Annotated in this window: 23 protein-coding genes; 8 read left to right on the top strand and 15 right to left on the bottom strand. The window is 68.7% G+C overall.

What is annotated here, in order from left to right:
* Positions 1-21: 21 nt before the first annotated feature.
* From DI272_RS09910 to DI272_RS09900, 3 genes are all read right to left on the bottom strand, one after another.
* Positions 22-1,890 carry a phospholipase C gene (locus tag DI272_RS09910; protein WP_109494987.1) on the bottom strand — a complete coding sequence of 623 codons (1,869 nt, stop codon included), beginning with the start codon at positions 1,888-1,890 and terminating at the stop codon, positions 22-24.
* 192 nt (positions 1,891-2,082) lie between these two features.
* The gene (efeB, locus tag DI272_RS09905; protein ID WP_181387583.1) at positions 2,083-3,294 is read right to left on the bottom strand and encodes an iron uptake transporter deferrochelatase/peroxidase subunit; all 1,212 of its coding nucleotides are present in this window, start codon (positions 3,292-3,294) and stop codon (positions 2,083-2,085) included.
* Complete coding sequence (locus DI272_RS09900; protein WP_109494985.1) at positions 3,291-4,553, bottom strand: EfeM/EfeO family lipoprotein; 1,263 nt, start codon at positions 4,551-4,553, stop codon at positions 3,291-3,293. Before DI272_RS09900 ends, efeB begins: the two co-directional genes overlap by 4 nt.
* Positions 4,554-4,886: 333 nt before the next feature.
* Between DI272_RS09900 and DI272_RS09895 the strand changes: the two genes are divergently transcribed.
* Positions 4,887-5,612 carry a hypothetical protein gene (locus tag DI272_RS09895; protein ID WP_181387138.1) on the top strand — a complete coding sequence of 242 codons (726 nt, stop codon included), beginning with the start codon at positions 4,887-4,889 and terminating at the stop codon, positions 5,610-5,612.
* 6 nt (positions 5,613-5,618) lie between these two features.
* Here the strand turns inward: DI272_RS09895 and DI272_RS09890 are convergent, their stop codons facing one another.
* The 5 genes from DI272_RS09890 to DI272_RS09870 all read right to left on the bottom strand — a co-directional run bounded on the left by DI272_RS09890 (position 5,619) and on the right by DI272_RS09870 (position 10,074).
* Positions 5,619-6,167 carry a GIY-YIG nuclease family protein gene (locus DI272_RS09890; RefSeq protein WP_109494984.1) on the bottom strand — a complete coding sequence of 183 codons (549 nt, stop codon included), beginning with the start codon at positions 6,165-6,167 and terminating at the stop codon, positions 5,619-5,621.
* 40 nt (positions 6,168-6,207) lie between these two features.
* Positions 6,208-6,420 carry a three-helix bundle dimerization domain-containing protein gene (locus tag DI272_RS09885; protein ID WP_109494983.1) on the bottom strand — a complete coding sequence of 71 codons (213 nt, stop codon included), beginning with the start codon at positions 6,418-6,420 and terminating at the stop codon, positions 6,208-6,210.
* A 169-nt stretch (positions 6,421-6,589) separates the two neighbouring features.
* Complete coding sequence (locus tag DI272_RS09880) at positions 6,590-6,775, bottom strand: hypothetical protein (RefSeq protein ID WP_109494982.1); 186 nt, start codon at positions 6,773-6,775, stop codon at positions 6,590-6,592.
* A 1,200-nt stretch (positions 6,776-7,975) separates the two neighbouring features.
* Positions 7,976-8,728 carry a hypothetical protein gene (locus tag DI272_RS09875; protein WP_258314505.1) on the bottom strand — a complete coding sequence of 251 codons (753 nt, stop codon included), beginning with the start codon at positions 8,726-8,728 and terminating at the stop codon, positions 7,976-7,978.
* Entirely contained in the window at positions 8,725-10,074 is a 1,350-nt protein-coding gene (locus tag DI272_RS09870; RefSeq protein WP_109494981.1) for a putative T7SS-secreted protein, read from the bottom strand. The genes DI272_RS09875 and DI272_RS09870 overlap by 4 nt, the downstream gene beginning before the upstream one ends.
* Before the next feature lie 144 nt (positions 10,075-10,218).
* Here DI272_RS09870 and DI272_RS09865 point away from each other — a divergent pair, with 144 nt between their 5' ends.
* On the top strand, positions 10,219-10,806 hold the full coding sequence (locus tag DI272_RS09865; protein WP_109494980.1) for a hypothetical protein: 588 nt from the start codon (positions 10,219-10,221) through the stop codon (positions 10,804-10,806).
* Between the two features lie 51 nt (positions 10,807-10,857).
* On the opposite strand, the gene DI272_RS09860 is transcribed toward DI272_RS09865, so the two are convergent.
* Together DI272_RS09860 and DI272_RS46180 are read right to left on the bottom strand one after the other, a co-directional pair.
* Complete coding sequence (locus DI272_RS09860; RefSeq protein ID WP_109494979.1) at positions 10,858-11,163, bottom strand: hypothetical protein; 306 nt, start codon at positions 11,161-11,163, stop codon at positions 10,858-10,860.
* Between the two features lie 472 nt (positions 11,164-11,635).
* Positions 11,636-11,839, bottom strand: a complete 204-nt coding sequence (locus DI272_RS46180; protein ID WP_375138110.1) for an STAS domain-containing protein — start codon at positions 11,837-11,839, stop codon at positions 11,636-11,638.
* Positions 11,840-11,886: 47 nt separating this feature from the next.
* Between DI272_RS46180 and DI272_RS09845 the strand changes: the two genes are divergently transcribed.
* Positions 11,887-12,830 (top strand): IS5 family transposase gene (locus DI272_RS09845; protein ID WP_181387137.1). Its coding sequence is split into 2 segments (ribosomal slippage): positions 11,887-12,303 and positions 12,306-12,830, totalling 942 coding nucleotides; the frame shifts between segments, so codons are not numbered across the junction.
* Here the strand turns inward: DI272_RS09845 and DI272_RS09840 are convergent.
* Positions 12,827-13,471 (bottom strand): TetR/AcrR family transcriptional regulator, encoded by a 645-nt coding sequence (locus DI272_RS09840; protein WP_109500765.1) that lies wholly within the window; start codon positions 13,469-13,471, stop codon positions 12,827-12,829. The two genes, DI272_RS09845 and DI272_RS09840, sit on opposite strands and share 4 nt — an antisense overlap.
* Before the next feature lie 1,237 nt (positions 13,472-14,708).
* On the opposite strand from DI272_RS09840, the gene DI272_RS09830 reads away from it, so the two are divergent.
* Positions 14,709-15,173, top strand: coding sequence for a uracil-DNA glycosylase (locus DI272_RS09830; RefSeq protein ID WP_258314503.1), 465 nt, complete (start codon positions 14,709-14,711; stop codon positions 15,171-15,173).
* Positions 15,174-15,303: 130 nt separating this feature from the next.
* Here DI272_RS09830 and DI272_RS09825 read toward each other — a convergent pair whose 3' ends face one another.
* Positions 15,304-15,822, bottom strand: coding sequence for a nitroreductase family deazaflavin-dependent oxidoreductase (locus DI272_RS09825; RefSeq protein ID WP_109494977.1), 519 nt, complete (start codon positions 15,820-15,822; stop codon positions 15,304-15,306).
* Between the two features lie 167 nt (positions 15,823-15,989).
* Here DI272_RS09825 and DI272_RS09820 point away from each other — a divergent pair, with 167 nt between their 5' ends.
* The 4 genes from DI272_RS09820 (at position 15,990) to DI272_RS09805 (ending at position 19,437) form a co-directional block, all read left to right on the top strand.
* Positions 15,990-17,078: a PP2C family protein-serine/threonine phosphatase gene (locus DI272_RS09820; protein WP_109494976.1), complete on the top strand. Its 1,089-nt coding sequence runs from the start codon at positions 15,990-15,992 to the stop codon at positions 17,076-17,078.
* A 34-nt stretch (positions 17,079-17,112) separates the two neighbouring features.
* On the top strand, positions 17,113-17,649 hold the full coding sequence (locus DI272_RS09815) for a MarR family winged helix-turn-helix transcriptional regulator (protein WP_109494975.1): 537 nt from the start codon (positions 17,113-17,115) through the stop codon (positions 17,647-17,649).
* Between the two features lie 267 nt (positions 17,650-17,916).
* Entirely contained in the window at positions 17,917-18,501 is a 585-nt protein-coding gene (locus tag DI272_RS09810; RefSeq protein WP_109494974.1) for a hypothetical protein, read from the top strand.
* 357 nt (positions 18,502-18,858) lie between these two features.
* The gene (locus DI272_RS09805) at positions 18,859-19,437 is read left to right on the top strand and encodes a hypothetical protein (RefSeq protein WP_258314502.1); all 579 of its coding nucleotides are present in this window, start codon (positions 18,859-18,861) and stop codon (positions 19,435-19,437) included.
* A 31-nt stretch (positions 19,438-19,468) separates the two neighbouring features.
* Here DI272_RS09805 and DI272_RS09800 read toward each other — a convergent pair whose 3' ends face one another.
* The 3 genes from DI272_RS09800 to DI272_RS09790 form a co-directional block, all read right to left on the bottom strand.
* A complete protein-coding gene (locus DI272_RS09800) occupies positions 19,469-20,215 on the bottom strand; it encodes a DUF4142 domain-containing protein (protein WP_109494973.1) in 747 nt (248 codons plus the stop codon).
* Positions 20,216-20,365: 150 nt separating this feature from the next.
* Positions 20,366-22,303 carry a kelch motif-containing protein gene (locus DI272_RS09795; RefSeq protein WP_109494972.1) on the bottom strand — a complete coding sequence of 646 codons (1,938 nt, stop codon included), beginning with the start codon at positions 22,301-22,303 and terminating at the stop codon, positions 20,366-20,368.
* Positions 22,304-22,463: 160 nt separating this feature from the next.
* Positions 22,464-23,168, bottom strand: a complete 705-nt coding sequence (locus DI272_RS09790) for a DUF4396 domain-containing protein (protein ID WP_109494971.1) — start codon at positions 23,166-23,168, stop codon at positions 22,464-22,466.
* Position 23,169: the final 1 nt, after the last annotated feature.

Raw genomic sequence — 23,169 nt, 5'->3', positions numbered from 1 at the left:
AGCGCTGCGGATCCGTGGGGTTCACACCGCCGCGGAGTGGTTCCTGCGGCGGCGCAGGGCGAACGCCGTGGTGACCGCGCCGGCCGTGACGAGACCGGCGGTCAGGGCGATCGGCAGGGTGGGGGACACGGAGGCGCTGGCGGCGACGTTCTGGGCCTTGAGGTCCTGAACGTAGGGCGGGTACGCGCCCTGGGCCGACGTCGACGTCTGCGCGTAGTGGTGCGGGATCGGCTTCACGGACTTGACCGAGCCGTCCGAGTTCAGCAGCACCTGCTTGTTGTTGGGGTGCCGGAAGTCGAACATGCCGGTCAGGCTGCCCGCGCGCTGGTCGAAGGAGGCGTCGCCGATGCGGCCGGTGTGCCAGTTGTTCTCGATGAACTTCGTGATCGACGCCTGCTCGGTGGCGGTGTGGTCGACCGAGTTCACCTTGCTGTAGGGGGAGATGACCAGCAGCGGCTGACGGGTACCGGGCCCGCAGCGGTCCGCGTAGCCGCCCTTTGCGGCCGGGCCGGCCTGGCAGGCGGGGCTGTCGAGGGCCTTGCCGTTGGAACCGACGGTGGAGTCCTTGGAGCCGTTAAGGACCTTGGAGGTGACGTGGTCGTACCAGCCGTCGGAGTCGTCGTAGGCGAGAACGACCGCGGTGGACTTCCACTCCGGGGACTTCTGGAGGGCGTTGATCTCCTTGACGAGGAAGTGCTGCTCGTCGATCGGGTCGGAGTAGCCGGCGTGCCCGTCCTGGTACTCGCCGGCCTTGAGGAAGCTGACTGCCGGGAGGCGGCCGGCCTTGAGGGCGGCGTCGAAGTCGGTGAGGTCGTAGTTGTGGTTGGCACGCCCGTTGTGGCCGATCTCGGCGATGTTCTTCGGGGCGAGGTGGTGAGGGTTGGCCGTGGACCTGTAGTAGGCGAAGGGGTTGTGGTGGGGGCTGTAGTCCTCCACCGCCGCGCCGCCGACGTTGGTGTGGGTCGTACCGGCGCACCGGGCGTAGTCGCCCTGCTTGCCGTCCCACGCGGTCGAGGGACGGAAACCGCCCTGGAACCAACCCCAGCTCACATGCTTGGAGTTGAGCAAGTCACCGATGTTCCGGCCCTGCATCGCGGCGAGCGCGCTGGTGCTGGTGTGGTCCTTGTCGGCGCAGTCGTCGTAGGCCGGGTCGGGGTCGTTGATGACCGTGCCGACGCCCTTGGCGTCAGGGGAGACGACGGTGTACGAGTCGGGCTTGGAGGTCTGCTTGGGGTGCTCGGTGCCGGAGGCCGGGTCGACCGAGATCACGCCGTGGGTCTGGCCCGATATCAGGTTGAGCGCGCCGGGCGTGGAGGGGCCGTAGACCGAGCTGAAGGAGCGGTCGCTCATGGCGTAGTGCTGGGCGTAGTTCCACAGGCCGGTGACGGTGTTGCCGTCGTAGTAATCCATCACCAGGCCGGGTTCGCCGAAGAGCCCGGTGCACTTGCTGACGTCGGTGTTCTGTACGTACTGGTCGGCCTTGCCGCCGTTGGCCGCGTACTGCTCGGGGCCGTAGGAGTGGTTCTGGTCGCAGGTCATCGCCTGGGCCGGGGTCAGTCGCTTGGGCGCGTAGAGGTTCGGGTTCTTCGTCAGTAGCCCGGCGTGCGCGAGGGTGTCGATGGTCTTCGGGGTCTTCTTCGAGGCCGTGAACTTCGTGCCGTCGGTGTTCGCGGCCTGGGGGTAGGTGGCGAAGTAGTGGTCGAAGGAGATGTTCTCGTCGTAGATCACGACCACGTGCTTGATCGGGGTGGCGGTGTGCGTACCGCCGTGGGCCGTGGCCGCCGACGCCGGGACGGCGCCGCCGGCGGTCGCCAGGGCGGCGGCGCCGAGCAGGGCGCCCACGCGGGACAGTCCACGCCGCGTGCCTGAGATTCTTGCTGTGCCGATCATGCTGTCTCGCCTTTCGGGGCGCGGAGTTGCGCTGCTGATGCGTCGGTGGCCGTGCCGGGCACGGCCCTACTCGGCACATGTTGGGGGAGGGGTGAGACCGGCGGGCGAACGCGCGGTCAGGAAAGGTCCATGCTCGGTCAGGAAACACCCATGGTGTCTTGGCCCGTTCTTGACCGGTGCAGCCGGAAGAGCTCAAGCCAGCAGGGTGCGTCCCAGCCAGTCGGAGCCGTCCCGCACTCCGGGCAGGGCGAAGAAGTAGCCGCCGCCGAACGGGGAGACGTAGTCGACCAGCGGCTCCCCTGCCAGCCGCTTCTGCACCGCCTCGAACTGCCGGGCCAGATCCTGCTGGTAGCAGCAGAACAGCAGTCCCATGTCGAGGTTGCCGTTGCTGTCCAGGCCCCGGTCGTAGTTGTAGCCGCGGCGCAGGATCCGCTGATCCTCGGTGGCGATGGTGCGTGGGTTGGCCCGCCGGATGTGGCTGTCCAGCGGGATGATGTCGCCCTTGGGGTCCTGGGCGTAGTCGGGGGTGTCCTTCTCGTGGCGGCCGTCGAGCGGGGCGCCGGTGTCGCGGGCGCGGCCGAACATCCGCTCCTGCTCGGTGAGGGAGACCCGGTCCCAGAACTCCACCAGCATGCGGATCAGCCGTACGACTTGATAGCTGCCGCCGGTCGTCCAGTCCGGCTCGCCGCTGCGTCGGCCCACCCATACCAGGCGGTTCATCTCCCGGGCGGTGGTGGGCGGGTTGGCGGTGCCGTCCATGAAGCCCAGGTGGTTGCGCGGGGTGCCGGAAGGGCGGGGCGGACTGATGAAGCCGTCCATCCGCCAGCGCGCCTGCATGCCGCCGCGGGTGTGCCGGGTGACATCGCGCAGGGCGTGCAGCACGGTGTCCGGGTTTCCGGCGCAGAACTGCACGCTCAGATCGCCGTGGCACCAGGCGGCGTCCAGGTCGTCGTCCGGGAAGGACGGCATCGCGGTCAGGCGGTGCGGCCTGCGGCTCGCCAAGCCGTAGCGGCCGTCGAAGAGCGAGGCGCCGACGCCGACGGTGACGGTCAGCGCGTCGGCCGGGACGTCCGTGCCGAGGGTGCCGGAATCGGAGGGCGGGGCGGTGATGCCGAGCGGGGCCGGGCTGCCGCCGCTGGTGAGGAAGCGGGCCCGGTCGGTGAGCGTGCGCAGCAGGTCGGTCAGTTCGGCGCGGTCGGCGGCGGTGGTGTCGAAGGACACGAAGGCAGTGGCGCGCGGGGCCGGGGTGGTGATCCCGGCCTGGTGCGCGCCGTGGAAGGGCACGCGCGCGCTTCTGCGGTCCGCACCGGCGGCGGTGGCCGCGCTGCCGTCGGCGGCCACGAGCCCGGTGCCGGCCACGGCCGCCGCACCCGCCAGGAAGCCTCTGCGGCCCACGGTGTTCACGCAGTCCTCCGTACGTCGGTGAGGGCGGCCACGTCGGCCAGCCGCTCGACGAGTTCGCTCAGGTCGGCGTTGACCTTCTCGCGCTGGGCGAGGGTGAGATCGGCCAGCGGGGTCCACCGGCCGGCGTGGTCGAAGGCGTCGAGGGTGCGCCGCGTGCGGTGCATCCAGGTGTCGATGCCGGGAAGTCCGGTGGTGCGGGTCTTCAGCAGCGGGCGCAGATAGCCCAGCAGGATGCGGGTGCCATCGAGGTTGGCGCGGGAGGTTGCCAGGTTGGTGCCGCTGCCGTAGTCGGTGCGGCCGGTCAGCTCGAACTGCACGGTGTTCTCCAGGATCTCGTGCGCCCGCAGGCCGACGTCGGCCGGGTCCATCCGCTGACCGGGCCAGCTGTCCCGCAACGCGTGCACGGCCTGGGCGAGTCGGTCGGCCGGGCCACGCAGGCTGCGCGCCGACTCGCCGTGCCACAGCCCGTACTCCACGCGGTGGAACCCGGCGAAGTCCTTGTCCCGCACCCCGCCGGCCAGCCCGGCCGTGGTCCCGTTGATCTCCGCGTCGGCGTCGCCGAAGGTGCCGTACGCGGCGCCCATCCGCTCGTACACCTGGTGTGCCGGCAGCCAGGCGGCACGGGCGGCGGCGAGATCCCCGCGGTCGACGGCGTTCCGCAGCAGGTCCGTTTTCTGCGCCAGTTCCATCGTGCGGGCCTGGATCCACTTCTGGTAGGCCAGCGTGGGCGGGATGAGGTCCTGCTGGGAGACGGGGAGGGCAGCCGGGCCGCTTTTCACCGCCGCGGCGTCGGTGATCCGCACGGTGGGCCCGGTGACGGCGTCCGCGTCATCGGGCAGGCACTTGAAGGCATACGCACCGTCGCCGAGGGTCACGGGCATCGGGCGGACGGTGCCGGGGGCGAGCCCTTCGACCTCGCCGTAGACGGCGCCGGTCTTCGCGTCGGTGAGGTACACCTCGGCCGCCGCACCGCTGGTGTTCTTGAGATCGAACACCTGGCGTCCGGGCTTCGGTTGGGTCCAGCCGCGGCCGCAGGCGGAGGAGGCGACCTCGACGGTGGTGTGCCGCAGGCCGTCGGCGGAGGCCGAGGTGTGCGTGGACGGGCCGGAATCTGCGGCCATCAGCACACCCGCGGTCACCGCGGCCGCGGCCACCAGGGCGCCGCCCGTGAGCAGCGCCGTGCGCCGCCGGGTGGGGGTGCTGGGAGTGGGTGGTATGAGGCCGGGGTCGGCTTCGGTGTCGGGGGCGGCTTCGGGCACGCCGGGCCTCCGGGGGGTCGTACGAACGAGGCGGCGCGGCCGAGCCTAAGTGGGCCGTGACGGCGGATCCGCGTTCCTGACCAGGTTCTGACCAGAGGAAAAGCGAGAATTCGTCCGCAGTTCATCCAGCCACCGGGCCGGGTCCGCGAACGGCCCCGTCGCTCGGTCGTTGTCCGACCGGGCCGCCGCCGGAAGCTTCTTTCGAGCGATACCCATAGGGGCCTAGGGGTTGCGGGTATCGGCGGAGTGGGGCAGGGTGTGGATAGTTGCAGGGCAAGGGGCCCTGTCTATCCAGCTATGGGGGCGTCAATGATCCACATCACGCTCGGGCCGATGCGTTACGTCAGTCCCAAGGAGGACCAACTGGGCCGTGACCATGTCGGCTGGGATCCGAACATGGACGACGAGGCACTGTTCCGTGCCAACCGGGGATGCTGGGTTCTCGGCGAACGGGCCGACCGGGAGCAGTACGCCCTGCTGTCCGCGCAGGGCGTGGTGCGTCAGGCGATCGAGATCGACCGGCTGGTCGCGGTGTCGGGCGGCCGCCGGGCGATCGAGGGACGTTTCCTTGAGGCGGGGCACCCGGTTTACGACGCGTACGTCGGAAAGCCACAGCCGGTCGAACCGACCCGCAACCCGGTGACGTACTTCGAGTCCCCGCATGCAGCCCGGGAGTGCGGCTGCGGCTGCGGCGCGCCGGTCACCGTCGGCTGGTTCCTGCCCGGGCACGACCAGAAGGCCCTGCACGACCGCGTCGCCAAGATCGGGACGGTCCGCGAGTTCATCGACTGGTTCGACCGCGTCTACGCCGAAGGCGACCGGGCCATGGCGTCCAGGATCCTCTCCATCGTCCCGCACGCGAACACCAAGGACAGGTGCAGCGCACACGGTGCCGCCGCGCAATGCACGCCCCTTGTCGCCGACGTGGTGCTGAGCGACGCGGGCAGCGAGCACGTGGAATGGGCCGTCTGTGCCCGCTGGACCCGGGAGAACCCCGACGCCGTGGCCTGGCTGGAGAGCCACCCGGACGCCGCCGCGGCACTGCTGAACGCCTCCTGACCCCTGCTATTTGTCAGGGCGGGGCCCGGCGCTGGCGTAGTAGTGGGCCCGGGCCTCTTTGACGTGGTCCAGGGCGACGCCGTGATCGGCTCCGTCGACGTTCAGCGGCGGGCGCAGCCGGGAGATCAGTGCCTTCTCCAGCGGGACGGGGTCGGGGTGCTCGCTCCAGGTGAGGGTGAGGTGCCGGTGCATCCAGTCGGTGAGGCGCTGCTCGTCCTCGGTGACCAGGACGACGCGGTCGGTCCACGTGGTGCGGTAGCCCTCGGCGGGCATCAGAAGTCCGGCGAGGGTGCGGCGAAGGGTGGACCTGCCGGAGTCCCTGAGGTGGTAGGAGGCGATACGGGAGCGCAGTCGCTTGGCCTTGCCCAGGTAGAGAAGCCGCTGGGTACGGTCGCCGTAGTTGGCGGGACCGTCAAAGACGGGCAGCACGTCGGGTGGCGCCCACCAGGCGTACAGGCCCGCGGTGTTGGGCAGGCCGACGATCGCGCTTTCCAGCAGGTGGGGTGTGGCGAGGAGGTCGGCTTCGGTCGGCCGGGCGAGTGCGTCGTCGAGCATGCTCGCAGCCTAGGGCGGAGCGGACGGCGCCGTCCGGCCTTCAGGCGCTCGGGGCGTGGTCGGAGAGGATGCGGAGGGCCCGGCGTTCCACGAGTACGGGGACGTAGCTGCGCACGGGCACGGTTTCCAGGGTTGCGCGGGCCGCGGCAACGGCGGCCTCGATGGCATCCGGTGTGTGGCTCGCGCCGTGCGAGACCGTGAGGTGGTCGGTGACGTGCCGGATGGCGGTGTCCTCGTCCAGTTCGATCAACATGGGCTCTCCCTTGCGGCACGGGGACTCATTGGCGCCTTTCGGGCGGAGCCCGCGGCAGCAGCGTTTGGACATTCCTCAGCCACCTCTGACGGCGGTGTCGGCGCTGCTGCCGACGGGCCCCTGGATGGAACGGTAACGGAATAGTTTTGTCACCGACGTAATGGACGGGTCATGGCTGCGCAAATGAATCCCGCTGGTCGGCAGCCGCCGAACCGGCCAATGTCCACTGCGCGATGAGGATGTCCCGTACGACGTATCCGGCTGAGTCGACGCCCGAGGTGCCATCCTCCACGAGGGAGGCGACGGCGAGGCCGCCGTCGTAGGCGGTGAGCCGCCGTTGGTGCTGGAGCCCCATGTGTGTGCGGCCGATCCTTGCGGCGCGCACGTCCTCCGTGCGCGGGCGGGTGGTGGGACAACCTCCTCACACGTGAGGACGTTGTCCACGAAGCGCCGGGCGTCTTCACGGGTGTTGTCGAAGGCGGCTTCTTTCCTCTGGGATTCCTTGCAGGTGCCAAAGGCGTAGGTCACGAGAACCGCCAGTTCGGCGAGCAGGACCCCACCCAAGGCCTTCGCCCGGAGTGCGGTCCGGCCGCGTTGCTCGGGGCCGTTGGGAGTTTGCCGACGCGGCTGACGCACCCGGAGCCCATGGCATCGCACCTGAAGTGCCCGGCGTATAGCCCTGCTCGTCTACCCCTCTTTATTTCTGCAAGTCAGACGACACGTTTACTCGTTGAACAAACTGGCCGGGTCGAATCCGGACCGAATCTGGACCGTTCAGGCGGGGGACGATGCAAAGATATACGGCTCGTATTGCCCGCCCTGCCCCTTTGGTAGGGGGCGTATGGGGTGTATGAGGCGCCCACCGGGTGCGGGATGGGCCCCAAGCTAGTGGTTAGCGAGTCGGGATGCTTCGTGCGCCTTCGAAGCGTGCGCCTTCGAAGGAATTGTTCGGCGTGTCTCCTTGCTGGAGAGCGGTGATCTGCGCTGGGGGCAAGTCATTCCGTCTGGTGGCTGGCCCAGGGCAATTCGCGAGCGGCGGGTGGACGGGGCATTGCGGAAGCGGTCGAACGGCAAGCCAGGGCCCAGTGCCAGCCGAGTCAACGCGATGGCTCATTATGAGGAGTTCGCGAACCGAGGCGGCACGCCTTCGGGCGCCGCGTCCAGCGGCTCTGTGTGCAACCGCCTTACAGCCGTCGGCTGAGGCATTAAGAGAGCGATTGAGCCGCCCTGTCATTCCGGTGGTGCCAGATCAACTTGGTGCATCAGCGGGGCCACGACTCGTTGGTATGGCGGAGCCCAAAGGAGTGCGTGCAAACACCCGGATCTGGCTGGGCGGAACAAGCGGTCGTCAGGGCGGGTGAACGGAAGAGTCGGGGGCATCAGTCACAGCGACCACCTCGACGCGATCACTTCGATGGCCAGGCACCCGAACCTCAGGGGCGCGGAGCCACTACGAGGCGACTGCTGACACTGCAACCAAGCCGTCCCCCGGTTGATGCCATGGGGGACGGAGCCTTGCTGAGCAGCGCCGTCCCCCATTCAGGCGCCAAGTTGATTACGGCTGGTGTGGCACGCCGCCTGGAGCAGGGAGGTCGTCGAACCTGAGGGTGCGGCCGATATGGGCGAGGCGGGCGCTGTAGGAGTCCAGGAGGAAGACGGACGGGGTGGAGATCGTGACGTACACGCAGTAGCTGTGCGGTGCGGGCACGATCATTTGCAGAGCGGCCATCGGCAGGGGAGGCATGGCGAGCCCGGCCTCGATGGGCGGGAGATGAAGGGTGCGCAGGGAGGTGGACATCACCGCCGGCCCGGCGGGGAGCTTGGCAGCCAGCAGCATGTCCTGGGGGCCCTGGAGGCCTTCACCGAGCGGGAAGCTGAGCTCCTCAAGGCGGTCCTGGGCCACCCCGGCGAAGAATTTCCGCGCGGTCGCCTGGTAGATCCCCTCAGCGATGAACAGCCGTGTCGCGGGTCTGTGCCCGCTTGACCGCACGGTCACGGCGAGCAGGCCCATGGACAGCCGTTCACCCCCGTCCACCTCCTCTGTACCGATGCACATGGCGGTGAGGACGACGTTCTCCCCGGCGCTCAGGAGCGGTAGCTGCCGGCGCAAACCCGTACTGGCGGCGGCCAGTTGCTCCTCATCGGCCTCGGGCATCATCTGGGCCATGGCCTGCTGCCAGCCTTCGGAGGCCGTCGGCTCGGGGAGCCGAACGAATTCGTCGGGCACCTCATGGTGAAAGGCGTAACGGAACGGTGCTGTGTCGCTGCGTGCGATGTCGCCGCTCATGCTGCCTTCGGTGACGCTCACGCAGCCGTGCCCATCTGTGACGGGTCGAGGTGTTTGGTGAAGGTGCTACCGGAGGAGGCGAGGGTGGCGGGTGCGTCGAACGTCGACGAGGGAGAGCCCGGAGCCATGACCTTGCCCTCGTTCGTCGGGCCGAAGTAGTCCATGAAGGGACCGACCACCGGTATGTCACCGATCTTGAACTCGCCGTCGGTCCAACGGCCTTGGTCCCAGGTTCCGTTGTGCATGTTGGAGCCGATGGCCAATGCGGCGCCGGTCCATGTGGCCGCCTTGTCGATTGCGGTGCCCGAGGCGACGAACGACCATCCCTTGCCCGCCATGGCCAGGCCCCGGGCGGAGTTCGCCACGCCGCTGGGCAAACCCCTCAGGCCACCCCAGATGTTGCCGAGCCTGACGTTGCCGAGCGCGTTCATGAAGCCGGAGGAGAGGCGGAGTTCCCGTCCGGCAGCGATGAGGGGGCGGCCGGCCTGGGCGAGTCGCGCACCCGCCAGACTGACACCGCCGGCGACGACGCCGACCACGTCCCACGCGAGGGTTTCCCATGTCACGTCGGCGCCGCCGGCCTTGGCGGCCAGATGGAAGGCCAGAGCGAGTCCGGCGATGATGAAAGCGGCCACGCCGAGGCCGGAGAAGAAGAGGGCGAGCACGCCGACGACCATGGCGATGTCGGCCAGGATGTCGCCGATGAGCTTCCAGAAGTTCGGGTCCGTGATGGTGTCCCACGCGTCCGAGAGCAAGTCGCCCACGGCGTCGAGGGCTTCCTCGAACCAGCCGGGCTCAGGAGGCGCGTCGTCGGCTGCGTCCTGGACCAGACGTGCGACGTTGTTCGCGGCTTCGTCGTGTTCGGACTTGAGGGTGTGGGCTCGGCTGCGGATGTCGGAAAGGTCGCTGTTCGCTGACTCCAGGTAAGCTTTCTTGCTCTTGGAGTCCTTCTCGTGCTTCTCCTTCTCCTTGTCCGACATCCCCGACGTGGAGGAAGGCAGGGCGTCCACGGAGCTCTGGGCGGAGTTGGCTCGCCGGGCTGCCTCGGCTGCCTCCGACTCCAGCTTCCGGGCCCTGGTCTGGAAGCCGTCCAGCTGTGTTTCCCAGGAGGTGAGGGCGCGGTGCGCCGTGTCCAGCGAGCCCAGGGCCTTCTTCAAGTACGGCGGCACCGCGGAGAACGTGTCCGTGAACGCGTCGGCGGCCTTGCCTGCCCACACGCCGTCGGAGGAGCCCATCTTGTTGAGCTCAGTCTGGGCCGTGCCGCTTCCTTCGATGACCCGCCCGACCGCCTTGGCCAGATCCCGGACGGACTCGACATCGCCCGGTGCCGGATCGAACCCCAGATTCGGGTACTTATCGGAACTCATCGGACTTCTCCCTGCGGCCTTATGTCGCTCATATGCGACATCCCCCTTCGTTCGGCTGCTCTCAGGATGGGACGGTAAGTTATCAGCGGTGCTTGCGTGTCACTGGGGGTACCCCATCTCGTAGCAGTCGGAGGAGGAAGTGGCGTGGACGAACAGCATCTGCTGAATGGGCTGATGAAGGCTGTGGGGGAAGAGCAGAGCGAGTACGTCGTAAGGCCCTTCTTCCCTGGAATGAAGAAGTTCGCTGCCTTCGCGTATGTTGCCGAAAGGTTCGGCTATCGCTACATGGGGCATGCGCCGGGCAACGCCGCATTGAACAATCCCTACTTCTTGTTCCAGCGCACGCCTGATGCCCGGGAGCGAGCCGCAGCCACCATGGCTGGCCATCCTGGTGGCAGAGTGTTGCCTGGAATGCGCCCCGGCCGAGGGCTCACACCGGATGCGTCAGCTCAACCTGAAGTAGATCTGCTGTATTCGCAGATGATCGTCGATGCCTGTGGCCGCTACAATCCGCGAGTCTTGAGTAACATCCTCCTTTTCCCGGTTGTTGCGGCGATCTTCCTCATCTTTCCTGGCTACACCACCGGACGCGTAGTGATCGCTGGAGGCATCTGGGTCGTCCTCATTGCTCTTTATCTTGTTGGTCTCGCCGTGACGCGCTACCGGCGTGCCAAGCACGCAGCCCGCCTGAGTGCTGCTGGTGTGGAGTGGCCCCCGCGTGCGGTCGCCTGAGCGGAATGACGGCAATGGGCTGACGGGTCGCCGACGAGTGGCAGGCCGAGCTCACTTCTTATTCTTCCGTGCCGACTTCTTCAGCTCGTCGTAGAGTGCCTGGTCCAGCTTGAGGAATTCCTCGGAAGCCTTGTTGGCGAACTTGGAAACGCCTTTCGTCAGCTTGGAGAGCTGGCCGAAGCCGTAGTCCCAGGAGTCAGCGAAGTCGTTGCACGCGGACTCGAGACCGCCGTGACCCATCTGACTGGAGTCCGAGCGCGACATTTCCTTCGACGCGTCCTTCATGCGTCCACCGCTGTTCTCCAGGGTGCGAGCCATCTCCTTCACGTCATCGGAGAAGAACCTCAGAAACGACATGTGCACCAGCCCCGTCTTCTGGTCGGAGATCTACGTCCGGGAACTCCCGGACGACAATAGCGTGCTCCGTCTCCAAGGCCCCGTCGGGTAGGGCCTGTTCCGCCGTCGGGGCCTGTCGAGTGGCTCCTCCCTGAGGGGGCGCCCTTGGGGAGGTATGTCAGCAAACGTCGCGAACAGTTCCTTCGGTCGGCGCCGGCAGGACTCAACTCTGATTGCGTACGGAATCGGAAATAGGGCTATATCCGGAGTGTCGGCGTCGCCTGCGTCGCCGTAGCGGTGCTGTTGCCCACATCGTCAGTCCGATGAGGCATGGTCCCTCCGGAGGTGACAGGGATGGCCGCCATCAGAGCAAAGGGCAGCAGGAGGTCTGCCCACGTTGGCTTCTCGCCCATCGTGCGTCCGCGTTGTGTCATGAACGCCATGATGGCGGAGGAAATTGATCAGTTCCGCTGCGTCGCCAACGGGATGCTGCTCAGGCGATTTCGAGGACCGCCTTGAGCTTGTCGCGCTGGTCCTGGTCAGCGAGCGCGAGCAGTCTGTTCTCGACATGCGGAGGCAGCTCTTTGATGTCCAGCTCGACACCGGACCTGTGTGAGTGGTCGACGAACGTCAGCAGTGCCTTCGCTCCGGACGCGTCGATGTAGTCGACGTCCTTGAGACTTAGGTCGCTTCTGATGGCTCTTGGTCGGGTGGATCTCGTGGCTGTCCGGGCAGCAGCCTTGCATGGTGCGGCGACACGAATTGACGGATGCGCAATGGCAGAAGATCGAGCCCCTTCTGCCCGGTAATGGCAAGCCGGGAGGCCAGTGGGCGGATCACCGGAAGGTGGTCAACGGGGTGCTGTTCCGGGCCCGGACCGGGGTGCCGTGGCCCGACCTGCCGGACCGGTACGGGCCGTGGCAGACCGTCTATGAGCGTCATCGCCGCTGGTCGGCCGACGGAACCTGGCAGAGCATCCTGCAAGAGCTGCAGATCGAGGCGGATGCCGACGACCCGGACGGCGCCCACTCCCGCCGGGTTTGTCGGCAGGAGTGGGCCGTGAACATCGACTCGACCTCCTGCCGGGCGCATCAGCATGCGGCCGGGGCACCCCGCAAGGCTCCGGCCGACTACCCGCAAAAGGGGGCGGGGCCCGTGCGGAGGCAGATGGACGCGAGGCGTTGGGGCGTTCGCGGGGCGAACTGACCAGCAAGGTCCATCTGCTCTCTGACGACCGGGCCCGCCCGCTGCACTGGCTGACCTCGCCCGGTCAGCGGGGCGACAGCCCGATGTTCGCCCCCGTGCTGGAGGGCTTACGCATCCGGCGGCGCGGGCCGGGCCGGCCGCGCAGCCGACCGGACCGGGTCCGCGGCGACAAGGCGTACTCCAGCCGTGACAACCGCGCCTACCTGCGACGGCGCGGGATCAAAGCCAACATCGCGCAGCCCGACGACCAACGCGCTCACCGCGTACATCGCGGACGTGCAGGTGGCCGGCCCCCGGCCTTCGACAAGACCCAGTACCGTCGCCGCAACGCGGTTGAGCGGTGCGTGAACAAGTGGAAGCAGTTCGGCGCGGTGGCCACCCGCTACGACAAGCGCGACTACATCTTCAACGGCACCCTCGCTGTCACAGCGATCGTCGTCTGGGTCCGTGACACCGTCCAAGAGCCATCAGAAACGACCTAGCCCTTTGGGGATGCCTCTCCTTGCGGTGACGCGTTCAGCCCGCCCGCGTAGATGCTGAGCATCTCCGGGGCCCAGCGGGCCATGCCGCCGGGCGACAACGGGTCGGCGCCCAGGACTTCGGCGAGCCGGTCGCGGAGCAGAAAGACAGCCAGGTCGTTGGTGAGGAGGAAGGCCGCGCGCACCGCCGGCTCGCGGCCCGGCGCAGCCAGCCCTGCCGCCGCCAGCCCTTCGAGGGCGGCGCGGCTGATCTCGAACAGGCGCTGGAACAGCAGCCGTCCGGCATCGGTGTCGGACAACAGCAGCCGACGCAGGTAGCTCGGCAGGGGCGAGTCGGCCGGGAGGTGGCGGGCGAACGCCTCGCTCAGGGACCCCGTTCCGGTCTCCGGATCGAGCAGCCGAGCGCCCCCCTCTCCGGTCAGCTCGCCCAGCATGGCGTCGAACACGGCCAGGACGTACGCGTCGACCTCCTCACGCAGACCGTCCTTCGAACCGAAGTGGTGTGCCACCAGCCCGGCCGACACGCCCGCGGCCTCGGCGATCTGCCGCACGGTCACCGACTCCGGCCCGCTGGCGGCGAACAGTCGCAACGCCTCGTCACGGATCATCGCCCGCGCTGTCCGATCGTCAGGGGCTGAACGCATGTACAGCACTTTAAACAAGCATTCATCAGTCACACGTCCAGGGTTGGTGGATCGGGTGGGGAGGTGTTTTCGGGCTTGTCGCTGCCGCTCGTTCGCCGTTGGGGAGCGCTGTGACCGTCGAGACGCTGCTCCCTGGTGGCGCGCATCGCATCATCCGGCCGTGACTGCAGATGAAGACGGCGACGTGACGGAGGCCCCGGACGGGAAGGGAGTTGTCGGAGACAGCTCCGGAAGTGGCTCTTCCAGCGGCTGTACGACAGTGTCGTCCGGCGGGTTGCCGGGGGCGTCCGAGCTGGTGGACAGCCAGGACCAGGCCCCCAGAGCCAGGATGATCGCGGCAGCGGAGACGGCCACCCGGCCTGCGCGCCGGAGCTTGGCTCGATTGTCCAGGTCCCGCCAGGCCGGGCCGGCCCACGGGTTGTCCGGCTGCCACAAGTCCCCGACCGTGTCCGTCTCGTATGCGGCCGACTCGTCGTGCGGCTGCCCCGAGCGCTCCTCCGACCGGTCGGCGTCGGCAGTTCGGAGGCGCCACCCGGGTGCTCGTTCCCGGGCGGAGAGCTCTATTGGCGCGGACCGGCGAATGGCTGCCTCGCTGTCCGTGAGGAACTTCAACCAAACGTCCTCGGCGCCGGCCGGCGTGCCATCCGGCTCTTCGGGCCTCCCCGTTCCGTCCGGCCCTTGAATGGTCACGGTCCCCCTCTTCCCTTCCTGTCCACGGGGTTGTGGGCAGGGCCCGCTTCGTCGGTGGCTGTGGTGCGTGATGTCGGTAGGGGCCGACTCGCTTCGGTGATCCGCATCCTTCGCCCCCGAGCGTCGAGGCTGCGCAGTGACGTGCGGCGATGGTCGCAGATCTTCAGGCGGGGCCCGCCGACGGCCGGTGCGTCGTCCACTTACCTTTGCCGCTGTCACTCTCGGGCGCCGGACGGCAACCGGCCGTCGGGTCGGCCCCAGGTCGATCATTGCATGATGCAAAATGAGATCGCCAGCCCTTCGGTCATTTCAGGATGCCGATCGGGCGGCGGGCTTGTCGGAGGGCGTCGCTACGGTGAGCCGACCGAGCCGAGGGCTTGGAGATTCGACGTGGCGAGACGTATGGCGGACGACACGTTCCGTGCCGAGCAGGACAGAGACCGATACGCGCCGCATGTGCGCGCGATCAATGACATGGTCGATGAGCTGCGCGACCAGGACGGCCGCGGCTGGATGCCGTAGGTGGCGCCCTGGCACGGAGGCACGCGTGCTGAGTGTCCTCCGCGACCCCGGCCCCAAAACCCAGGACGGCACAGGCTCGGGCTTCCTCTGCACAGAGAACGACGACGCCACCGCCGAACGGCAGAGCGCGGGCTTCGCCGACGTCGGCATCGAGGCGCGCGACACCATGCCCTGGAACGCCTACCCCTGGTACATCAACCGTGCGCCCAACGCCGAAGAGCGCCGGGCTGGAGTGACGGTCCTGGCGCGTCTCCTCGGCCTGCTTCCGTGCCTCGAAGTAGTCCTCTTGCAGGGAGCCGACGCCCAGGACTCCTGGCGGCGGCTGGAGAAGGCCCATCCGCAGCTCATGGAGCAGGGCGGGTTCGAGGTTGTCAGCACCTATCACCCCAGTCGGCATGACCTGTGGTCGCCCGACCCCGCTGTCCGGGCCGCCCGGGAACAGCAGCGACTCGACTCCTATCAGCGGGTGGCGAAGCTGCTTCAGCGCTAGCTGCTGCGAAAGCGGCGTCCGCGGGGCTTTCGCGCGGGCAGCCCGGCAAAGTCCCCGGCCTTGTCGGACGCCGGAGACCGGTTTTGTGCGCCCTCCGCGGCCTGGCGCCCCGGAGACCTCGTCCGGGGCGTCACGTGCGTGCGCGTCCGCGCTGACGGTGACCGATGTCGGCGTCGAGTCGCACGAAGGGAATGGCGCGGCCGGCGGCGCGGTACGCCGCCTCGCCTCCGCCGGGCAGCCCCATGTACGCGCACAGACGGTGGGCGGTGCGGGGATGCCGACGGGCATAGTCGGCCATGATGTCGGCGCCCTCGTCCGGAGTGAGGAAGTGGGCGGTGACGGCGTGCGGCCGGTTGCCGAACTGGATGAGGGTCTTCGGCTGTTCACGCAGGTTCTGGTACCAGTCGGCCTTCGGTCCGAATCCGGAGGCGATGATCCAGCTCGCGTTCGCCGGATCGTAGGACACCACTTCCAGGACCACCAGGCGGTCGAGGCCGCTGATCCGGCCGACGTGGTGCAGCAGGAGCAGTCGTTTGCCGAAGAGGAAGCCGAGCCCGGTGCGGAAGAGCAGGATCGGCAGCCGCGCGGCCAGGCGCCGCCAGCCGGTGGGAAGCGGGGGACGGCGGGCTGTGGTGTCTCTGTGGGCCATGGAGCCTCCGCGGGTCGGGGATGTCGGTTCTCGGCTTCGATCGGGTAAAGGACCGGGTGCGAGCACCGCCTCGCGCGCGCCACTTTTGCATAGTCTAAAGGTGGGGGAGGGGCGCCTGCAGGGTCTGGAGGCGGCTCTCGAGGGCCGCGACATCGCTGGAGTGCGTCATGACCGACAAGAATCCGCCGTCGAGCTGGACCGTGCTGTCCTGCATGCCGGCGGTGGTGATGGCGGTGGTCGCCGTGATGGACGTGGTGGCCGGCCCAGGAGTCGGGTTTCTCCCACTGGTGTCGCTGGGGCCGGCCTTCTCCGGACTGGTCGGCGGGTGGCGTCGTACGGCGGTGTTCGGACTCGTGGCGCTGGTGTTGTGCGTGGCTCTCGGGCTGTACGACGGACTGTTCGAGGAGCGGCGGGGGTTCACCGCGCTGGCGTCGGTGGCGGGTGTGACCGGGGTCGGGATCACGGCGGCTGTGATGCGCTCACGGCGCGAGAGTGAGCTGGCCAGCGTGCGGTCGATCGCGGAGGTCGCCCAGCGGGTGCTGCTGCGGCCGGTCCCGCTGACCGCCGGACCGCTCCAGGCGGCCGTGTCGTACACGTCCGCGGTCGCGGAGGCGCGCATCGGCGGTGACTTGTACGAGGTGGTGGCCTCGCCGCACGGAATCCGGGTGATTGTGGGCGATGTGCAGGGCAAGGGCCTGGCCGCGGTGGAGACCGCGGCGGTCGTCCTCGGCGCTTTCCGGGAGGCCGCGCACGACGAGTCGGATCTGGTGGGGCTCGGCGAGCGACTGGAGCGCAGCGTGGCCCGGGAGCTGGAGGGGGAGAAGTTCGTCACCGCGATTCTCGCCGAGATCGGCGAACGTCACGAGGCCGTCTTCCTCAACTACGGGCACCCGGCCCCGATGGTCGTACGCCGGGACGGCAGCGTCGACTTCCCGCAGCCGCCGTCCTACGCTCTCCCGCTGGGCCTGGGTGCCCACGGCAGCGACGGTCCGACACCCCACCGAGTGGACTTCGGCCCCGGCGAGCAGCTCCTGCTCTACACCGATGGCGTCACCGAGGCCCGCGACGAGGACGGCCGCTTCTACCCGGTCGGAGAACGCGCGCACCTGCTGAAGGATCACGACGCACACCGTGCCCTGGAGGCCCTGCGCGCGGATCTCGCCCAGCACGCCGGTGGACCGCCCCATGACGACGCCGCGATGCTTCTGCTCCGCTACCACGGTCACGGGGAAGGAAAATCTGTTCCCATCGCGTGAGTGAGCAGCGAGTTCGGCACGGTACAAAGGACCTATGCCGGAGCGTGAGACCCCCTCGGGGGCGATGGATGATGTCGACGTGGTGACGCGTGCGGTGCTGACCGCGTCCAGGCTGCTGGTGGCGGTCTCCGCCCGCTCCCTCGCCGAGGTCGAGGAACGGGTGACGCTCCCGCAGTTCAGAATGCTCGTGGTGCTCTCCACCCGTGGGGCCACCAAGCTGGTCACGCTCGCTGACCTGCTCCAGGTGGCGCCGTCCACCGCGATGCGGATGGTCGACCGGCTGATCGCGGCCGGCCTCGCCGACCGGCAGGCCAACCCCACCAACCGCCGCGAGACCCTGCTTCAGCTCACCGAGGAGGGGCGCCGCACGGTCGAGGACGTCACGGCCCGGCGCCGTACCGAGATCGCCGGGATCGTGGAACGGCTCAGGCCGACGCAGCGGCTGGCCCTCATCGAGGCGCTCGCCGCGTTCAACGAGGCCGGGGGCGAGCCTCCCGCTCCAGGGCTGGACGATGCGGAACCGCACCCGCTGGGCTGGGCCGTGGACGTCCCGGTGGCCTACGACGCCTGACCGCCACCGGCCCCGGCGGCCCCGGAGACGATGTCGGTTCCAGTCGCCGATGGGCGGCCCAGTGACTGGCCGGGCCTGGCCGGACGGCCTGACCGACAGCGGAGGCTGCAGCGGTGCGCGGGTCGGACGGCGTCTCGTTGCTCGCATCCGGAACCGAGTGGGCCCGCAGGTTGCCGGAGGTGGGCCCTCCGTCCGCTGCCCGCACGCGCGATGCTGCACGCGCCGCCGGAACACGGAAGGGACCGGCACAAAGCGGGGGGATCGTGCATGAACCAGATGGGACTGGCCGGGCTGTCGCGCGTCGGTCGTGTCCACTTCGTCATGGCCTGGGTCCTCTGCGTGGCGGCACTGCTGCTCGTGGTGGCCACATGGTTGCCGGGCCCGCGCAAGGTCCCCTTCGGCGCGGTGGGCGTCGTGTTCGTCGCGATCTTCCCGGTCGTCGGTGTCGCCCTTGCGAGCGTCCTGTTCTCCGAGGGCGGCAGAAGCCTGCTCGGCAGGGGCAACGGCGGCCGGATGGCCCGGTTCGTATGGAGTCTGCCGACCGGTCTGAAGTGCTCCTACGCTGTGGTGTTCGCCACACTGCTGTTGGCCATGACGGCCGGGGGCGAGGCGCGGGACACCAAGACGGACGAGTTCGGCAGTCACTATTACACCCGGTGGAACAACACGACGCTGCGCAGCGAGCGGGTCGCGCTCTCGGAGGCCGAGTACCACGAGGCGTCCAAGGCTCAGGCACGTGTCTTCGCTTCCGGTGCGGCTCTCTTCCATGCCGTGGGCGGGTTTCTGGTCCTTGTGGCCGCGTCGCCGGCCATGCCACGGCCGGGAGTGGAGGGATCGAAACGGGTGGCATGACGGGGTGACCCCCATGCCGGCCCGGCGGCAAGCCAGAGGCGCCGGGCATCGGCCCGCGCTTCCCCCTGTCGGGAACCTTTTGCATAATGCAAGGGAATCGTGAAAGTGCGGCGAAGCTGCCCGATCTCGGCAGCCGGGCCGCGTGTGCGCGGTCCGTACGTCTGCCGGGCCGGAACGGCGGATGTGCAGGGACCTGGGAGGGAGACGGACGTGTTCGGGCAGCGTCGCCCCCTGCCCGCTCCGGAGCGGCACCTGATGGCGCATCTGCGGAGCACCGTGTGGGGGCCGGCCGAGTTCGTAGGTCTGCCGCCTCGGTGGTTGGCGGCTGAAGCGCTTGCTGTCGGGTGTGCCGGAGCGGTGGCGATCGTCGGCACCGCGGTCGCCGGTGCCTGGTACGGGATTCCCGGGCTGGCGGACGGCGAGGGCGGTCTGGTGTGCGCGGCTGCCCTCGCGCTCTATCTTCGCGTGGTGCGCGCCGGGCGGGCGCTGGTCGGTATCGTCGCCGTGCTCGGCGTCTGCCTCGCGCTCAAGGCGCCCCAGGCGGCTGTGGGCGTGGTGTTGGCGGAGCGGGGGCGAGTGGAGTCCGCGGTGGTGACGTCGGTCGAGGGCGGGCCGGGAGCCGTCTCCGGCCGCGGCCGTTATCTGTGTTCGGTGGCCGACCAGGACGGCGTACCGCTCAAGGTGCGCATCTGGCGGGGCTGCGAGCAGACCACCCGGCCGGGCGACACACTCGCCGTTGCCTACGACTCGCGGGGGCTGGTGGCTCCGCGCGGTGTGGAGGCGGGTGCGTCCCCGGCCGACCCTCTACGGGGTCTCGGCGGTTGGGCTGCCACGCTGATCGTCGCGAGCATGGTCGCGGTCGTCCGTTCCTACCGGCTCTCGCGCCCCGCATCCTGGTCTCCCTCTCCCGCTCTGCCGACCCCCACCGGGTCCTGACAGCCGGCAGGGTGGCCGCCCCTCTCGCCGATCACTGGACGGTGGGACTGGGAGTGGGCGTCGGGGAGCTGGTGTTGACGTCCAGATCCGGTCGGGGAGTGAGGGCGACCAACGGAGCGCCGGGCTGGGGCGCGGGCGGGGTCAGCTGCTCCTTGGGGAGCTTGGGCGGGGTGGTCTGCTGGAAGTTGACCTGCTGGTGGTTGACCAGCCCGGTGTTCTCCAGGACCGTGATGTGGTCCAGGACGGTGTCGTTGGCCAGGTCGGCCAACTGGCGGACCAGGGTGTTCTCGGTGCTGGCGCGGATCTTGGCGATCACCGGGAAGATCTGCCCGTGCGTGACGCGCATGATGCCGACCGCGGTGACGTCGAACTCCCTGCCGCGCTTGGAGTCCACGGTCGCCACGAACTGCTGCTGCTGAGGGCTGGCCTGGTTGGGCAGCGTGATGTTCAGCTCCGGGGCGATCCTGCGGCACATCTGGTCGAGCCCGGCGTGGCCTACGACGAGGTGCTCGCCGGCCTCCTTCATCTCCTTCGTGGTGCCCCGCTCCATGGCCATCTCCCCCAGCGGGTACTCCCACAGCCCGGCCGCGCGCACCTTGACCACGAAGTCGCGGTCGGCCTCGGTCAACGGCCCGTACTGCGTGCTGGCGATGATCCGGGACGTGTTCGTCGCCGCGTTGTCGACACCCAGCATGGCGGGGTAGGCGAGAGCGGTGAGGGTCAGACCCAGCGCACCGACCATGATGACCGTCCCGGCCGAGTTGCGGGAGAGGGGCATGGCGACTCCTGACGTGAGCGAGCGTGTGTCAGGGAGTACGAAGGTGCGCTGTGAAGTCTTCATTGCACTAGGTAAATTTTGCACTGCGCTTTGTTGGGTGGGTCACATACCGGTGGCTTTTGAGCCTGGCGGCGAGGCCGTGCGTTCGTTTCAGGCGAACACATGGATCCACGTGGCGGGGGACGGGACCCCCTTGGCGTTGACGGCGACGGCCATGTACCAGCCGGGTGGGACCAGGGAGGCGTCGTCGGGCACGCTGACGGTGAGCTCCGTGTCGGCGCGCCGGGTGATGTCCAGGGCGACGGAGCGCTGGTCGAAGTCGGTGACGTGGGTGGTCGAACCGGGACGGATGAGCCGCACGCGGCTGATGCCGGTCGGATCGGTGGTGCGCAGGACCACCTGGCCGCCGTGTTCGACCTCGACTCTGCTGCCGAGGGCCAGGTCCGGGCGCTCGCCGTGGTGGAGGTAGGACGGGGAGAAGACCTCGACGCGCTGCTCGAAGCGGCCTGGGCGCGAGTCCGCCCTGTCGGCGAATAGGGGGTCGGAGCCGAAGACGGCGACGCGGCCGTCCGGCAGCAGCAGGGCCTCTGTGTGGTAGTTGCGTCCCACGGACGGTTCGGCGGCCGGTGCGAAGGTGTTTGTCGCGGGGGTGTAGATCTGGGCTTTGAGAATGTCGCTGGCGCCCTTACCGCGGTAGCCGGAGCTGCCGCCCGTGGTGAACACGGTGTCGTCGGGGAGAATCACGCTGTTCAGGTAGCGGGTGTTCATCGGCAGGTGAGGGCCCGTGGTGAAGGCGGGTCGTTCGGCGTCGAGGTCGACGATCGCGGTTCGAGAGGTGGCTGCCCGCGACTCGCCGACGCCCCCGCCGCCGAGCACCATCACCTTCTTGTCCTGCGCGGGGGGAAGGAGCACGGAGGAGGAGGTCTCCAGGATGTCCGGGTCCTTGAGGCCGCCGATGGGGGTGAAGGTGTTGGTCCCGAGGTCCCACAGGCCGGGCTCGCGGCCCTTGTCGGCGGGGCCGTAGCCGGCGTTGGAGCCGGAGTAGAAGACCTTCTGCCTGCCGGTGAGGAAGAGGGAGGGGTACGTGGGGAAGTAGCGGGTCGGGGCGGGTGACCAGGTTTTCGTCTGCGGGTCGTAGAGCTCGTTCTTGCCGGGGACGACCTGGCCGATGTCGTCGAGGCCGGAGACGGCGAGGACCCGGCCGTCGGAGAGTGTGGTCAGGGTCGGATACCAGCGGGCCTCGTGCATCGAGGCGACCTTGGTGTACTTCTCGGTGACCGGGTCGAACTCGTAGGCGTCCTTGATGCCTTGGAAGTCCTTCTTGTCGAGGCCGAGCTTGTTGGCGATGCCGTAGAGGTTGTCGGCGTCCGTGCCCTTCAGTCCCTGAATGGCGTACTGCTCAGTGGTGTTGGTGATGCTCAGCGGGCCCTCGTCGACGGCCTCGACGAAGACCCGGGCCTCGCTGGCGGTGACCTTGACGTTGCCGCCCCGGCCGGTGGGCGTCTTCTTCGCGGGCGGCACCCGGACGGCGAACCGGGAGCGGTACTCGACCCCGGACGGGGAGCGGAAGACGGTGCCCTTGGGGAAGGTACGGGCGCGGTCAGGGTCCTCGTTCTTGACCAGCATGGCGCCGCCGGCGCGCTTCACGTCGCCCTTGAGGACCTCGTAGCGGGCGGTGCCGCCGGCGATGAGCACGTTGCCGTCAGGGAGTTGGGCGTGGCCGCCGCAGAACAGGTCGGCCGGCGTGTCGATCTTCTTGAAGGTGTCGGCGGTCGGGTCCCACAGGGTGCTTCTGAAGACACCGCCGTCGAACTGCTTGACGCTGTTTCCGGAACCGGCGATCAACAGCACCTTCCCGGTGTGCAGCAGGATCGCGTGGATGGAGTTCAGCTGGTACTTCTTGGGGAGGTCGGCGAGCGCCCAGTGGCCGTACTTCGCCTTGTACTCGGGCTGGTTGACCTCCCAGCGGTGGTAGGCATGCTGGGCGAAGCCCGCGACGGCGGGGGCGTTGAGCGTGGCGAGCGCGACGAACGCCGCGACGCCGAACAGGGTCTTGCGGGTGGTGCGGCGTGGGGGGCGTTGCGCCATCGGGTGTGCCTCCGCGATGGTAGGTCGGGCCTGGACCTACCGAGGACTACCGCGGCGGTTCAGGGTGGTGGAGGCGACACGCTTGTTTGCATTGTGCAAAATACCTCGATGAGAGCAACGCGGCCGTCCGCGCACGAGTCCGGCGCGGCTCGGGGCGGCATCACATGCGCTCTTTCCAGCCGGCGCGGATCAGCCAGCCGTTGACCGGCCAGGCGGTGAAGAATCCGGCGACCATGGCGAGCTGCATGAACAGCCAGTACGACGTGGTCGTCTTGGCCAGGCCCGGTGCGAAGAGAACTTCTTGGTAGAGCCACATGCCCGCGAACAGGCCGATCTGGAACGACACAATGGAGAGGGTGTCGGCCTTCACGGCGGCCCACAATGCCCGCCCAGGCCCGATGTCGCGCATCGGGGCGATGGTGAAGTACTGGAAGCCGATGCCCAGCAGCCAGGCGAAGAGGAAGTCCAGCAGGAAGTCCGCGTACAGCGGCTTGCCCGCGAGGGTGAAGCCGGTCGCGTGGACCAGCCACTCGCCGGCGATGTCGCCCAGAACGCACCCGGCGCCGCAGTGGCTGATGGCCTTGGCCGAGGACACCCACGCCGGCAGTTTTTCCGAATCCGGCTCGCCTTGTTCCTCGATCGCCGGGCGGGAGGTGCGTCGGCCGTGAGCGGCGTAGAACCACAGGGTGGCGGGACCCCAATACAGGGCCGTGACCGGATACACCACATGCATGATCCACATGCGCTGGCGTGCCCCGCGCAGTGTCATGTCCGCAGCGATCGCCAGTGCGCTCGCGCCGGCCAGGATCAGGCTCACCCAGCCGAGCGCCTCCAGCCAGGCCGGGGGATGGAAGTGCGGCTGCATG

The organism is Streptomyces sp. Act143 (assembly GCF_003143935.1).
Classification (GTDB): Bacteria; Actinomycetota; Actinomycetes; order Streptomycetales; family Streptomycetaceae; genus Streptomyces.
The sequence above is the reverse complement of the archived record's forward strand: the minus strand, read 5'-3'. Positions and strand labels throughout refer to the sequence as shown.

Excerpts from the sequence above, each read along its gene's own strand:
- DI272_RS09910 (WP_109494987.1), bottom strand. The coding sequence starts at position 1,890 with ATGATCGGCACAGCAAGAATCTCAGGCACGCGGCGTGGACTGTCCCGC.
- DI272_RS09795 (WP_109494972.1), bottom strand. The coding sequence starts at position 22,303 with ATGGCGCAACGCCCCCCACGCCGCACCACCCGCAAGACCCTGTTCGGC.
- DI272_RS09790 (WP_109494971.1), bottom strand. The coding sequence starts at position 23,168 with ATGCAGCCGCACTTCCATCCCCCGGCCTGGCTGGAGGCGCTCGGCTGG.
- DI272_RS09820 (WP_109494976.1), top strand. The coding sequence starts at position 15,990 with ATGACCGACAAGAATCCGCCGTCGAGCTGGACCGTGCTGTCCTGCATG.
- DI272_RS09890 (WP_109494984.1), bottom strand. The coding sequence starts at position 6,167 with ATGCTCGACGACGCACTCGCCCGGCCGACCGAAGCCGACCTCCTCGCC.
- DI272_RS09840 (WP_109500765.1), bottom strand. The coding sequence starts at position 13,471 with ATGCGTTCAGCCCCTGACGATCGGACAGCGCGGGCGATGATCCGTGAC.
- DI272_RS09815 (WP_109494975.1), top strand. The coding sequence starts at position 17,113 with ATGCCGGAGCGTGAGACCCCCTCGGGGGCGATGGATGATGTCGACGTG.
- DI272_RS09880 (WP_109494982.1), bottom strand. The coding sequence starts at position 6,775 with ATGGGGCTCCAGCACCAACGGCGGCTCACCGCCTACGACGGCGGCCTC.
- DI272_RS09800 (WP_109494973.1), bottom strand. The coding sequence starts at position 20,215 with ATGCCCCTCTCCCGCAACTCGGCCGGGACGGTCATCATGGTCGGTGCG.
- DI272_RS09860 (WP_109494979.1), bottom strand. The coding sequence starts at position 11,163 with ATGTCGTTTCTGAGGTTCTTCTCCGATGACGTGAAGGAGATGGCTCGC.
- DI272_RS09825 (WP_109494977.1), bottom strand. The coding sequence starts at position 15,822 with ATGGCCCACAGAGACACCACAGCCCGCCGTCCCCCGCTTCCCACCGGC.
- DI272_RS09885 (WP_109494983.1), bottom strand. The coding sequence starts at position 6,420 with ATGTTGATCGAACTGGACGAGGACACCGCCATCCGGCACGTCACCGAC.
- DI272_RS09810 (WP_109494974.1), top strand. The coding sequence starts at position 17,917 with ATGAACCAGATGGGACTGGCCGGGCTGTCGCGCGTCGGTCGTGTCCAC.
- DI272_RS09895 (WP_181387138.1), top strand. The coding sequence starts at position 4,887 with ATGCGTTACGTCAGTCCCAAGGAGGACCAACTGGGCCGTGACCATGTC.
- DI272_RS09870 (WP_109494981.1), bottom strand. The coding sequence starts at position 10,074 with ATGAGTTCCGATAAGTACCCGAATCTGGGGTTCGATCCGGCACCGGGC.